Here is a 10944-nt window from a genome sequence, read left to right as displayed (position 1 = left end):
CAGATCATGTTCCGGTCTGCACGCTGCGGCGTGCAGACCGCTAACCGGAGTTATAAATGACGACGATCAATCAGCTGGTCCGCAAGCCGCGCCAGCGCAAGGTCGAGAAGAGCAGCGTGCCGGCGCTCAAGGGCTGTCCCCAGCGTCGCGGCGTCTGCACGCGCGTCTACACGACGACGCCGAAGAAGCCGAACTCGGCGTTGCGCAAGGTGTGCCGTGTGCGCCTGACCAGCGGATTCGAGGTGGCGTCGTACATCGGCGGTGAGGGCCACAACCTGCAGGAGCACAGCGTGGTGCTGATCCGCGGCGGCCGCGTGAAGGACCTGCCGGGTGTGCGCTACCACACGGTGCGCGGCACCCTGGACACCGCCGGTGTGGCCAAGCGCCGCCAGCGTCGTTCGAAGTACGGAGCAAAGCGCCCGAAGTCATGATCCGCATGCGGGTGCGGTGTGTTCCGCACCCGCGTTTTGTTCATCAGCCAGTAAGGCCGGGCCCACGGCGACACCAGTGCCGCAGGCCGTCCCGGATAACCTGAAACACCACCGAGGTATCACATGCCAAGAAGACGCGTCGCCGCCAAGCGGGAAATCCTGCCGGATCCGAAATTCGGTAACGTCACGCTCGCGAAATTCATGAACCACGTGATGACGAGCGGCAAGAAGTCGCTGGCCGAACGTATCGTCTATGGAGCGCTCGATCTGATCGAGGAGCGCATGAAGCGCGATCCGGTCGGTGTGTTCGAGGAGGCGCTGGGGAATGTCGCGCCGATGGTGGAAGTGAAGTCCCGCCGCGTGGGCGGAGCCACCTACCAGGTGCCGGTCGAGGTGCGTGCATCGCGCCAGCAGGCACTGGCGATGCGCTGGCTGGTGGATTATGCGCGGGCACGCGGCGAGAAATCGATGCCGCAGCGCCTCGCGGGCGAGCTGATCGATGCCTGCCAGGGGCGTGGCGCCGCAGTGAAGAAGCGTGAGGACACGCATCGCATGGCGGAAGCAAACAAGGCCTTTTCGCACTACCGCTTCTGACCCCGATCGGCGGCAACAGGACATCGAGGAACACACGTGGCTCGCAAGACTCCCATCAGGCGCTATCGCAACATCGGCATCGTCGCGCACATCGACGCAGGCAAGACCACCACGTCCGAGCGCGTGCTGTTCTACACCGGCGTTTCCCACAAGCTCGGCGAGGTGCACGACGGCGCCGCGACGATGGACTGGATGGCGCAGGAGCAGGAGCGTGGGATCACCATCCAGTCGGCGGCGACCACCTGCTTCTGGAAGGGCATGGACCAGCAGTTCGACGAGCACCGTCTGAACATCATCGACACCCCCGGGCACGTCGACTTCACGATCGAGGTGGAGCGTTCGCTGCGGGTGCTCGACGGTGCGGTGGTGGTGCTGTGCGGCTGTGCGGGTGTGCAGCCGCAGACCGAGACGGTGTGGCGCCAGGCGAACAAGTACGAGGTGCCGCGTCTCATCTTCGTGAACAAGATGGACCGTGCCGGCGCCGACTTCCTGCGCGTGGTGCGCCAGGTCAAGGACCGGCTCGGCGCCACTGCAGTGCCGATCCAGATGATGATCGGGGCCGAGGACAAGTTCGCCGGCGCGATCGATCTGGTGAAGATGAAGGCGATTCTCTGGAACGAGGCGGATCAGGGCACCACGTTCCAGTACGGGCCGATTCCGGCCGAGCTGCAGGCAACGTGTGACGAACTGCGTGACGACCTCGTCGCTGCGGCTTCCGAGGCCTCCGACGAGCTGACGGAAAAATACCTCGAGGGCGAGCCGCTCACCGAGGAGGAGATCAAGTGGGGGCTGCGCCAGCGTACGCTGAAGAGCGAGATCATCCCGGTGCTCGGCGGTTCGGCGTTCAAGAACAAGGGCGTGCAGGCGATGCTCGATGCGGTCATCGAGTACCTGCCCGCGCCGACCGAAGTGAAGGCGATCCAGGGCGAACTCGAGGATGGCACCGTCATCCATTGCGAGGCTGACGACACGGCGCCGTTCGCGGCACTGGCGTTCAAGATCGCGACCGATCCCTTCGTCGGCACGCTGACCTTCTTCCGCGTCTATTCGGGGACGCTGGAGGGCGGTTCGGCCGTGTACAACACGGTGAAGGACCGCAAGGAGCGTGTTGGCCGCATGGTGCAGATGCACGCGAACCAGCGTACCGAGATCAAGGAAGTGCTCGCCGGTGATATCGCCGCGGCGGTGGGTCTGAAGGACGTGGGCACCGGTGACACCCTGTGCGCGATCGACCGCAAGGTTCTGCTCGAGCGCATGGAGTTCCCCGAGCCCGTGATTTCGGTGGCGGTGGAACCGAAGACCAAGGTCGACCAGGAAAAGATGGGTGTGGCGCTCGGCAAGCTGGCGCAGGAAGACCCGTCGTTTCGCGTGCATACCGACGAAGAGACCGGGCAGACGATCATCTCCGGCATGGGCGAGTTGCACCTCGAGATCATCGTCGATCGCATGAAGCGCGAATTCAACGTCGAGGCCAACGTCGGCAAGCCGCAGGTGGCTTACCGCGAGACGATCCGCAAGAGTGTCGAGGTCGAAGGCAAGTTCGTGCGCCAGTCGGGCGGCCGTGGTCAGTACGGCCACGTCTGGCTGCGCCTCGAGCCGCTGCCGGCCGATGCCGAGTACGAATTCCACAACGAGGTCGTCGGCGGTACGGTACCGAAGGAATACGTGCCGGCGGTCGACAAGGGCGTGCGCGAGCAGATGCAGAACGGTGTGATCGCCGGCTATCCGCTGCTCGCGATGAAGGTCACGATCTTCGACGGTTCCTTCCACGAGGTCGATTCGAGTGAAATGGCGTTCAAGATCGCCGGCTCGATGGCGTTGAAGGAAGGGGCGAAGAAGGCAAGCCCGGTGCTGCTCGAGCCGATCATGGCGGTCGAGGTGGTGACGCCCGAGGAATATATGGGCGACGTGATCGGCGACCTGAATCGCCGGCGCGGCCTGATCCAGGGCATGGACGACGGTCCCTCGGGAAGGGTCGTCACCGCGGAGGTGCCGCTGTCGGAGATGTTCGGCTACGCGACCGATCTGCGTTCGGCGACGCAGGGGCGCGCGACGTACACGATGGAATTCAAGAAGTACGCCGAGACACCGAACAACATCGCCGAAGAAATCATCGCACGGAACAAATCCTGATCTTTTGCAAGAACTGTCTGAGGTAGCGAACCATGGCCAAGGAAAAATTCGAGCGTAAGAAGCCGCACGTGAACGTGGGTACGATCGGTCACGTTGACCACGGGAAGACGACGCTGACGGCGGCGTTGACGCGCGTGTGCGCGGAGACGTGGGGCGGGGAGATGCGGGCGTTCGACCAGATCGACAACGCGCCGGAGGAGCGCGAGCGCGGGATCACGATCGCGACCTCGCACGTGGAGTACGAGAGCCCGGTGCGCCACTACGCGCACGTGGACTGCCCCGGCCACGCGGACTACGTGAAGAACATGATCACGGGCGCGGCGCAGATGGACGGTGCGATCCTGGTGTGTTCGGCCGCTGATGGTCCGATGCCGCAGACGCGCGAGCACATCCTGCTGAGCCGCCAGGTGGGTGTTCCGTACATCGTGGTGTTTCTGAACAAGGCGGACATGGTCGACGATGCGGAGCTGCTCGAGCTGGTCGAGATGGAAGTGCGCGAGCTGCTGTCGAAGTACGATTTTCCGGGCGACGACACGCCGATCATCACGGGGTCGGCGCTGATGGCGCTGGAAGGCAAGGACGACAACGGACTGGGCACGAGTGCGGTGCGCAAGCTGGTGGAGACGCTGGATGCGTACATACCGGAGCCGCAGCGTGCGATCGACCAGCCGTTCCTGATGCCGATCGAGGACGTGTTCTCGATTTCGGGTCGCGGCACGGTGGTGACGGGTCGGGTCGAGCGGGGGGTCGTGAAGGTTGGCGAGGAAGTCGAGATCGTCGGCGTGAAGGCGACGGTGAAGACGACGTGCACGGGTGTGGAGATGTTCCGCAAGCTGCTCGACGAGGGTCGTGCGGGCGAGAACGTTGGTGTGCTGCTGCGTGGCACGAAGCGCGACGATGTGGAGCGTGGACAGGTGCTGGCGAAGCCGGGCACGATCAAGCCGCACACGAAGTTCACGGCCGAGGTGTACGTGCTGACGAAGGAAGAGGGGGGGCGGCATACGCCGTTCTTCAAGGGCTATCGTCCGCAGTTCTACTTCCGTACGACGGACGTGACGGGGGCGTGCGAGATGCCGGAAGGCGTCGAGATGGTGATGCCGGGTGACAACCTGCAGATGGTGGTGACGCTGATCGTGCCGATCGCGATGGAGGAAGGCCTGCGGTTTGCGATCCGCGAGGGCGGACGCACGGTGGGCGCCGGCGTGGTGGCCAAGATCATCGAGTGAGCGTCGCCACGACGTGAATAGTTGGAAATCTTGAGAGCCTCCCCGAATCGTGTTGACACGCTCGGGGAGCAAACTTAAAATCCCGCTTCTTTTTCGGCCAAGCCCGAAATGCTGGCGGCAGCAGTATCGAACCGGAGCCCAGTGGTCAGATGCAGAACCAACGGATCAGAATTCGCCTGAAGGCTTTTGACCACCGTCTGATCGATGTTTCCGCGCAGGAAATCGTCGATACGGCGAAGCGTACCGGCGCGCAGGTGCGCGGACCGATTCCATTGCCCACCCGCAAGGAGCGCTACACGATCCTGGTCTCGCCGCATGCCAACAAGGACGCGCGTGACCAGTACGAGATTCGTACGCACAAGCGGGTACTGGATATCGTGGAACCGACGGAGAAGACCGTCGACGCGTTGATGAAGCTGGATCTGGCTGCCGGAGTAGAGGTACAGATCAGTCTCGGCTGAACCGCCGGGATCGCCCGGCTGCACCGGGCATGTGTAACGCACGCTCGCGTGCGGCCATAGAGGGTAAAGCCCCGTACACTGAGGACGACAAGATGACTATTGGCATTGTCGGTCGCAAGACCGGTATGACCCGCATTTTCACTGCTGCCGGGGTCTCGATTCCGGTAACCGTGATCGAGGCGACGCCAAACCGCGTCACCCAGGTGAAGACGCCCGACCGCGATGGCTACAGCGCCGTTCAGGTCACGGTCGGCGAGCGTCGCAATTCCCGTATCACGCAGCCGGAGGCCGGGCATTTTGCCAAGGCCGGAGTTGCTGCCGGTCGTGGGCTGTGGGAATTCCGCCTGGACGACGGTACCGAGTCGCCTGCGGTTGGCACTGAAATCACCGTGGCCAGCTTCGAGGCAGGGCAGAAGGTCGACGTGAGAGGCCGTTCGCGCGGCAAGGGCTTCCAGGGAGTGATCAAGCGCTGGAATTTCAGCATGCAGGACGCTACCCACGGCAACTCGCGCTCGCATCGGGCTCCGGGTTCGAGCGGTCAGAACCAGTCGCCCGGCCGGGTGTTCAGGGGCAAGAAGATGGCGGGTCACATGGGTGATGCGAACGTCACCGTGCAGACGCTCGAGGTCGTGCGTGTGGACACCGAACGCAACCTGCTGCTCGTCAAGGGAGCCATTCCGGGCGCACCGGGGGCCGACGTGGTCGTGCGTCCGGCCGAGAAAGCCTGAGGATCGCTGGGAGTACATACGCATGGAATTGAGTATCACCGCTCCTGGCAATGCGTCCGCCGGCACCGTGCAGGTGTCCGATGCGACTTTCGCCCGGGATTTCAACGAAGACCTGGTGCATCAGGCCGTCGTCGCGTATCTCGCGGCGGGCCGGCAGGGGTCGCGCAAGCACAAGACCCGCTCGGAAGTGAGCGGTGGCGGCCGCAAGCCGTGGAAGCAGAAGGGTTCTGGCCGTGCCCGGGCAGGCAGCACCCGCAGTCCGCTGTGGCGCAGCGGCGGCGTGACCTTTGCAGCCGTGCCGCAGGACCACGCGCAGAAGCTGAACCGCAAGATGTATCGCGCTGCGATGCGTTCGATCCTCTCCGAGCTGGCGCGTCAGCAGCGGCTGGTGGTGGTCGAGTCCTTCGATGTGGCCGAGCCGAAGACGAAACTGCTGACGCAGCAGCTTGCCGGATACCGGCTCGACGAGGCGCTGATCGTCGCTGACGAAGTCGACCGCAATCTGTATCTGGCAGCGCGCAACGTGCCTCACGTCGAGGTCCGGGACGTGGCCGGGGTCGATCCGGTCAGCCTGGTGACCTACGAGAAGGTGGTCGTGACCGTGCCGGCGCTGCGCAAGTTCGAGGAGATGCTGGGATGAATCAGGAGAGAGTGTTCAGCGTCCTGCTCGGACCGCACGTCTCGGAAAAGACCACGACGGTGGCTGCGCACGCCAACCAGTATGTTTTCCGCGTGGCGCGGGATGCGACCAAGCCGGAGATCCGCACCGCGGTGGAACAGTTGTTCAAGGTGAAGGTCCTCGACGTGAGCGTCCTGAACGTCAAGGGCAAGGTGAAGCTGAATCGCAACGGTGTCGCGAAGCGGTCCGACTGGAAGAAGGCCTACGTCAGGCTCGAGGCCGGTCAGGACATCGACTTCACGGTTACGGACTAATCGGGAGCTGGGAAGATGGCAGTCGTAAAGAAAAAGCCGACTTCGCCGGGCAGGCGTTTCGTCGTGCAGGTCAGCGATGCGAGCCTGCACAAGGGTGCGCCGCATCGTGCCCTGCTCGAAGCACAGGGCAGGCACGGTGGGCGCAACAACTCCGGACGCATCACGGTGCGCCACCAGGGCGGCGGCCACCGTCAGCATTACCGCGTGATCGATTTCAAGCGTGCGAAGGATGGCATTCCGGCGCGCGTGGAGCGCCTCGAATACGATCCGAACCGCACGGCGCACATCGCGCTGCTGCTGTACCGCGACGGTGAGCGTCGCTACGTGATTGCCTCGCGCAACATGAAGGCCGGCGACGAGCTGCTGTCCGGTGAAGCCGCACCGATCAAGGAAGGCAACACGCTGCCGCTGCGCAATATTCCGCTCGGCTCGGTGGTGCATTGCATCGAGATGAAGCCGGGCAAGGGTGCGCAACTCGCACGCAGTGCCGGAGCCGGTGTGCAGTTGGTGGCCCGCGAGGGGCAGTATGCGACGTTGCGTCTGCGCTCCGGCGAGATGCGCAAGGTCCTGGTCGATTGCCGCGCGACACTGGGCGAAGTATCGAATGCCGAGAACAACCTGCGTTCGCTCGGCAAGGCCGGCGCGAAGCGCTGGCGCGGAGTGCGTCCAACGGTACGCGGCGTCGTGATGAACCCGGTCGATCACCCGCATGGTGGTGGTGAGGGTCGCACCAGCGGTGGCCGGCATCCGGTCACGCCGTGGGGCATACCGACCAAGGGTTACAAGACACGTTCCAACAAGCGCACCGATCGCATGATCGTACGCGCCCGCGGCAGGAAATAAGGGCAGCGGTTCCGCGCCAAACGGATCAAGAGGACTCAGACTGTGCCACGTTCGCTGAAGAAAGGACCATTCATCGACCTGCATCTCGTGAAGAAGGTCGAGACGGCAGCCTCCAAGGGCGACAAGCGACCGATCAAGACCTGGTCGCGTCGTTCGATGATTTCTCCCGACATGGTCGGGCTGACGATAGCCGTGCATAACGGTCGCCAGCACGTGCCGCTGCATGTCTCGGAGGAAATGGTTGGCCACAAGCTGGGCGAGTTTGCCGCCACGCGCACCTACAAGGGGCACGCGGCGGACAAGAAGGCGAAGAAGTAAGCGTACGGACGAGGTTCCTGAAGATGGAAGTCATGGCAAAACTCCGGGGCGCACGCATCTCCGCCCAGAAGGCCCGCCTGGTGGCGGACCAGATCCGCGGCAGGCCGGTGGAGGAAGCGCTGAATACGCTGGCGTTCAGCACCAAGAAGGCTGCCGTACTGGTGCGCAAGGTGCTCAATTCGGCGATCGCCAATGCAGAGCACAACGAGGGTGCGGACGTCGACGAGCTGAAGGTCAGCTCGGTGTACGTGGACGAGGGCGCAACGCTGAAGCGCATCATGCCGCGCGCCAAGGGCCGCGCCGATCGCATCATGAAGCGCAGCTGTCACATTACGGTCAAGGTTGCCGATCGCTGAGGCACAACGGGAGACACGATGGGTCAGAAAGTAAACCCGACCGGGATCCGGCTCGGGATCGTCCGCAAGCACAACTCGGTGTGGTATGCGGACAGCAAGAACTACGCGAAGAACCTGATCACGGATCTGCGTGCGCGCTCGTACATCGAGCAGCGCCTCGCAAACGCCTCGGTCAGCCGCGTGGTCATCGAGCGTCTGGCGCAGACTGCGCGCATCGTGGTGCACACGGCGCGCCCGGGTATCGTGATCGGCAAGAAAGGTGAAGACGTTGACCGTCTGCGCAAGGACCTGACCCGGCGCATGGGCGTGCCGGTACAGATCAACATCGAGGAAGTGCGCAAGCCCGACCTCGACGCGAAGCTGCTTGCACAGGGCGTGGCGCAGCAGCTCGAAAGGCGGATCATGTTCCGCCGTGCGATGAAGCGCGTGGTGCAGAGCGCGATGCGCGCCGGCGCCGAAGGCGTGAAGGTGCAGGTGAGCGGGCGGCTTGGCGGAGCCGAAATCGCGCGTACCGAATGGTATCGCGAAGGACGCGTCCCACTGCATACGCTGCGTGCCGACATCGACTACGCGACGCACGAGGCGCAGACCACCTACGGTGTGATCGGTGTGAAGGTGTGGGTGTTCAAGGGCGAGATCATCGGCCGGCCGGCCGAGGCCCAGGCGACAGCCACCAGGTAAGGGTCGCGCGACTCATTTGCGAGAGTAGACAACGATGTTGCAGCCGAAGCGGACCAAGTTTCGTAAACAGTTCAAGGGACGTAACCGTGGCCTTGCCCAGCGTGGCAGCAAGGTGAGCTTCGGGGAGTTCGGGTTGAAGACGACCGATCGCGGGCGTCTGACTGCGCGTCAGATCGAGGCCGCTCGACGTGCGCTCACCCGCCACATCAAGCGTGGCGGCAAGATCTGGATCCGGGTGTTCCCGGACAAGCCGATCTCGAAGAAGCCGCTCGAAGTGCGGATGGGATCGGGCAAGGGCAGCGTGGAGTACTGGGTTGCGCAGATCCAGCCGGGCAAGGTGCTCTACGAGATCGAGGGTGTAAGCGAGGAACTCGCGCGCGAGGCGCTCGCACTGGCAGCCGCCAAGCTGCCGATTCCGACGGTATTCGTGAAGAGAACGGTGATGTGATGAACGCAAGCGAACTGCGCGGGAAATCGATCGACGAGCTGAACCGGGAACTGCTTCGTCTGCTGGAGGCGCGCTTCAAGCTGCGCATGCAGAAGGCGACGGGGCAGCTTGGTCAGTCGCATCTGCTGAAGGCCCAGCGTCGTGACATCGCGCGCGTGAAGACCATTCTCGGGGAAAAGGCAGGTAAGTGAGCATGAACGCTGAGGCGGGCAAGAACGTACAGACGCTGACGGGTCGCGTAGTCAGCGACAAGATGGACAAGACGATCACGGTGCTGATCGAGCGCCGCGTGAAACATCCGGTGTATGGCAAGTACATCACGCGTTCGTCGAAAGTACATGCCCACGACGAGAACAACGAGTGCCGCACCGGTGATCTGGTCACGGTGCGCGAGACGCGCCCGTTGTCGCGCACGAAGACCTGGACGCTGGTGCGCATCGACGAGCGCCCGGTTCGCGTCGAAGCGTGACGCGGCGCAGACGGTGACGGCGGCACAGGCGAACTGGAGTAGAACATGATTCAGACCGAATCGTACCTGGAAGTGGCGGACAACAGCGGCGCGCGCCGCGTCATGTGCATCAAGGTGCTGGGTGGTTCGCACCGCCGTTATGCGCGCGTCGGTGATGTGATCAAGGTCACCGTGAAGGATGCGATCCCGCGCGGCCGGGTCAAGAAGGGGCAGGTGATGAACGCCGTGGTCGTACGCACGCGCAAGGGTGTGCGCCGTCCCGACGGATCGATCATCCGCTTCGACGACAATGCGGCGGTACTGCTGAACAACCAGTTGGCACCGATCGGCACGCGCATTTTCGGACCGGTGACACGTGAACTGCGCACCGAGAAGTTCATGCGGATCATCTCGCTGGCACCCGAGGTTCTCTGAACCAGAGGCGCGGGGCAAGAGTAAAGAGACAAGAGATCAGGGCAATGGCAAAGATCAGGCGCAATGACGAGGTGATCGTCATCACCGGCAAGGACAAGGGCAAGCGCGGTCGCATCGTGCGCGTGCTCGACGATGACCGGGTGATCGTCGCGGGCGTGAACATGGTCAAGCGCCATACGCGCGCCAATCCGCAGCTCGGCACCGCCGGTGGCATCGTGGAGAAGGAAGCGTCGGTGCACGTGTCCAACGTGGCATTGGCCAACCCGACGACCGGCAAGGCCGATCGCGTCGGCTACAAGGTGCTCGCGGACAAGACCAGGGTGCGGGTGTTCCGCTCCTCGGGTGAACTCATCGACGGGTGACAGAAATGGCGAGATTCAAAGAGCTCTACAAGACCGAGATCGTTCCGAAGCTGATGAGCGAACTCGGCTGCAAGAGCGTTATGGAAGTTCCACGCATCACCAAGATCACGCTGAACATGGGCGTGGGCGAGGCGGTGGGTGACAAGAAGATCCTCGACAACGCGATGAACGACATGGCGCTGATTTCCGGCCAGAAGCCGGTGGCGACCAAGGCGCGCAATTCGATCGCCGGATTCAAGATCCGTGAGGGTTGGCCGGTGGGCTGCAAGGTCACGTTGCGCCAGGCGCGCATGTACGAGTTTCTGGAGCGTCTGATCGACATCGCGATCCCGCGCATGCGCGATTTTCGCGGCATCAGCGCCAAGAGCTTCGATGGCCGCGGCAACTTCTCGATGGGCATCTCCGAGCAGATCATCTTTCCGGAAATCGACTACGACAAGATCGATGCGTTGCGCGGGATGGACATCGCGATCGCGACGACTGCACGTACGGACGACGAAGCGCGCGCGTTGCTGCGGGCATTCAACTTTCCTTTCAGGGGCTGAGT

18 protein-coding genes are annotated in these 10944 nt (G+C 63.4%); all 18 read left to right on the top strand.

Annotated features, from left to right (window positions below):
- The first annotated feature begins 56 nt into the window (after positions 1-56).
- The 18 genes from rpsL (at position 57) to rplE (ending at position 10942) form a co-directional block, all read left to right on the top strand.
- On the top strand, positions 57-431 hold the full coding sequence (gene rpsL, locus H7A12_15245) for a 30S ribosomal protein S12 (GenBank protein ID MCP5322148.1): 375 nt from the start codon (positions 57-59) through the stop codon (positions 429-431).
- A 123-nt stretch (positions 432-554) separates the two neighbouring features.
- Positions 555-1025, top strand: a complete 471-nt coding sequence (rpsG, locus tag H7A12_15240; protein ID MCP5322147.1) for a 30S ribosomal protein S7 — start codon at positions 555-557, stop codon at positions 1023-1025.
- 36 nt (positions 1026-1061) lie between these two features.
- The gene (fusA, locus tag H7A12_15235) at positions 1062-3158 is read left to right on the top strand and encodes an elongation factor G (GenBank protein MCP5322146.1); all 2097 of its coding nucleotides are present in this window, start codon (positions 1062-1064) and stop codon (positions 3156-3158) included.
- Positions 3159-3190: 32 nt separating this feature from the next.
- Positions 3191-4384 carry an elongation factor Tu gene (gene tuf, locus H7A12_15230; protein MCP5322145.1) on the top strand — a complete coding sequence of 398 codons (1194 nt, stop codon included), beginning with the start codon at positions 3191-3193 and terminating at the stop codon, positions 4382-4384.
- 149 nt (positions 4385-4533) lie between these two features.
- Positions 4534-4845 carry a 30S ribosomal protein S10 gene (rpsJ, locus tag H7A12_15225; GenBank protein ID MCP5322144.1) on the top strand — a complete coding sequence of 104 codons (312 nt, stop codon included), beginning with the start codon at positions 4534-4536 and terminating at the stop codon, positions 4843-4845.
- Positions 4846-4937: 92 nt separating this feature from the next.
- The gene (gene rplC / locus H7A12_15220) at positions 4938-5573 is read left to right on the top strand and encodes a 50S ribosomal protein L3 (GenBank protein MCP5322143.1); all 636 of its coding nucleotides are present in this window, start codon (positions 4938-4940) and stop codon (positions 5571-5573) included.
- A 22-nt stretch (positions 5574-5595) separates the two neighbouring features.
- Positions 5596-6213, top strand: coding sequence for a 50S ribosomal protein L4 (gene rplD / locus H7A12_15215; protein MCP5322142.1), 618 nt, complete (start codon positions 5596-5598; stop codon positions 6211-6213).
- Complete coding sequence (rplW, locus tag H7A12_15210) at positions 6210-6506, top strand: 50S ribosomal protein L23 (GenBank protein ID MCP5322141.1); 297 nt, start codon at positions 6210-6212, stop codon at positions 6504-6506. Before rplD ends, rplW begins: the two co-directional genes overlap by 4 nt.
- Positions 6507-6521: 15 nt before the next feature.
- Positions 6522-7349 (top strand): 50S ribosomal protein L2, encoded by an 828-nt coding sequence (gene rplB, locus H7A12_15205; GenBank protein ID MCP5322140.1) that lies wholly within the window; start codon positions 6522-6524, stop codon positions 7347-7349.
- Between the two features lie 42 nt (positions 7350-7391).
- The gene (gene rpsS, locus H7A12_15200) at positions 7392-7667 is read left to right on the top strand and encodes a 30S ribosomal protein S19 (protein MCP5322139.1); all 276 of its coding nucleotides are present in this window, start codon (positions 7392-7394) and stop codon (positions 7665-7667) included.
- Positions 7668-7690: 23 nt separating this feature from the next.
- Positions 7691-8023 carry a 50S ribosomal protein L22 gene (rplV, locus tag H7A12_15195; protein ID MCP5322138.1) on the top strand — a complete coding sequence of 111 codons (333 nt, stop codon included), beginning with the start codon at positions 7691-7693 and terminating at the stop codon, positions 8021-8023.
- Positions 8024-8041: 18 nt separating this feature from the next.
- Positions 8042-8704 carry a 30S ribosomal protein S3 gene (gene rpsC / locus H7A12_15190; GenBank protein ID MCP5322137.1) on the top strand — a complete coding sequence of 221 codons (663 nt, stop codon included), beginning with the start codon at positions 8042-8044 and terminating at the stop codon, positions 8702-8704.
- Between the two features lie 34 nt (positions 8705-8738).
- Entirely contained in the window at positions 8739-9152 is a 414-nt protein-coding gene (gene rplP / locus H7A12_15185; protein ID MCP5322136.1) for a 50S ribosomal protein L16, read from the top strand.
- A complete protein-coding gene (rpmC, locus tag H7A12_15180) occupies positions 9152-9343 on the top strand; it encodes a 50S ribosomal protein L29 (protein MCP5322135.1) in 192 nt (63 codons plus the stop codon). The genes rplP and rpmC overlap by 1 nt, the downstream gene beginning before the upstream one ends.
- Positions 9344-9345: 2 nt before the next feature.
- Entirely contained in the window at positions 9346-9621 is a 276-nt protein-coding gene (gene rpsQ / locus H7A12_15175) for a 30S ribosomal protein S17 (protein ID MCP5322134.1), read from the top strand.
- 45 nt (positions 9622-9666) lie between these two features.
- Positions 9667-10035 carry a 50S ribosomal protein L14 gene (rplN, locus tag H7A12_15170; GenBank protein ID MCP5322133.1) on the top strand — a complete coding sequence of 123 codons (369 nt, stop codon included), beginning with the start codon at positions 9667-9669 and terminating at the stop codon, positions 10033-10035.
- Positions 10036-10079: 44 nt separating this feature from the next.
- Positions 10080-10397: a 50S ribosomal protein L24 gene (gene rplX, locus H7A12_15165; GenBank protein MCP5322132.1), complete on the top strand. Its 318-nt coding sequence runs from the start codon at positions 10080-10082 to the stop codon at positions 10395-10397.
- A gap of 5 nt (positions 10398-10402) precedes the next feature.
- Positions 10403-10942, top strand: coding sequence for a 50S ribosomal protein L5 (gene rplE / locus H7A12_15160; GenBank protein ID MCP5322131.1), 540 nt, complete (start codon positions 10403-10405; stop codon positions 10940-10942).
- Positions 10943-10944 lie beyond the last annotated feature (2 nt).

The sequence above is a fragment of the Pseudomonadales bacterium genome (assembly GCA_024234165.1).
Lineage (GTDB): Bacteria > Pseudomonadota > Gammaproteobacteria > Pseudomonadales > UBA5518 > UBA5518.
The sequence above is the reverse complement of the archived record's forward strand: the minus strand, read 5'-3'. Positions and strand labels throughout refer to the sequence as shown.

Coding starts and splice junctions, on each gene's coding strand:
- rpsL (MCP5322148.1), top strand. CDS start 57: ATGACGACGATCAATCAGCTGGTCCGCAAGCCGCGCCAGCGCAAGGTC.
- rpsG (MCP5322147.1), top strand. CDS start 555: ATGCCAAGAAGACGCGTCGCCGCCAAGCGGGAAATCCTGCCGGATCCG.
- tuf (MCP5322145.1), top strand. CDS start 3,191: ATGGCCAAGGAAAAATTCGAGCGTAAGAAGCCGCACGTGAACGTGGGT.
- rpsJ (MCP5322144.1), top strand. CDS start 4,534: ATGCAGAACCAACGGATCAGAATTCGCCTGAAGGCTTTTGACCACCGT.
- rplC (MCP5322143.1), top strand. CDS start 4,938: ATGACTATTGGCATTGTCGGTCGCAAGACCGGTATGACCCGCATTTTC.
- rplD (MCP5322142.1), top strand. CDS start 5,596: ATGGAATTGAGTATCACCGCTCCTGGCAATGCGTCCGCCGGCACCGTG.
- rplW (MCP5322141.1), top strand. CDS start 6,210: ATGAATCAGGAGAGAGTGTTCAGCGTCCTGCTCGGACCGCACGTCTCG.
- rplB (MCP5322140.1), top strand. CDS start 6,522: ATGGCAGTCGTAAAGAAAAAGCCGACTTCGCCGGGCAGGCGTTTCGTC.
- rplV (MCP5322138.1), top strand. CDS start 7,691: ATGGAAGTCATGGCAAAACTCCGGGGCGCACGCATCTCCGCCCAGAAG.
- rpsC (MCP5322137.1), top strand. CDS start 8,042: ATGGGTCAGAAAGTAAACCCGACCGGGATCCGGCTCGGGATCGTCCGC.
- rplP (MCP5322136.1), top strand. CDS start 8,739: ATGTTGCAGCCGAAGCGGACCAAGTTTCGTAAACAGTTCAAGGGACGT.
- rpmC (MCP5322135.1), top strand. CDS start 9,152: ATGAACGCAAGCGAACTGCGCGGGAAATCGATCGACGAGCTGAACCGG.
- rpsQ (MCP5322134.1), top strand. CDS start 9,346: ATGAACGCTGAGGCGGGCAAGAACGTACAGACGCTGACGGGTCGCGTA.
- rplN (MCP5322133.1), top strand. CDS start 9,667: ATGATTCAGACCGAATCGTACCTGGAAGTGGCGGACAACAGCGGCGCG.
- rplX (MCP5322132.1), top strand. CDS start 10,080: ATGGCAAAGATCAGGCGCAATGACGAGGTGATCGTCATCACCGGCAAG.
- rplE (MCP5322131.1), top strand. CDS start 10,403: ATGGCGAGATTCAAAGAGCTCTACAAGACCGAGATCGTTCCGAAGCTG.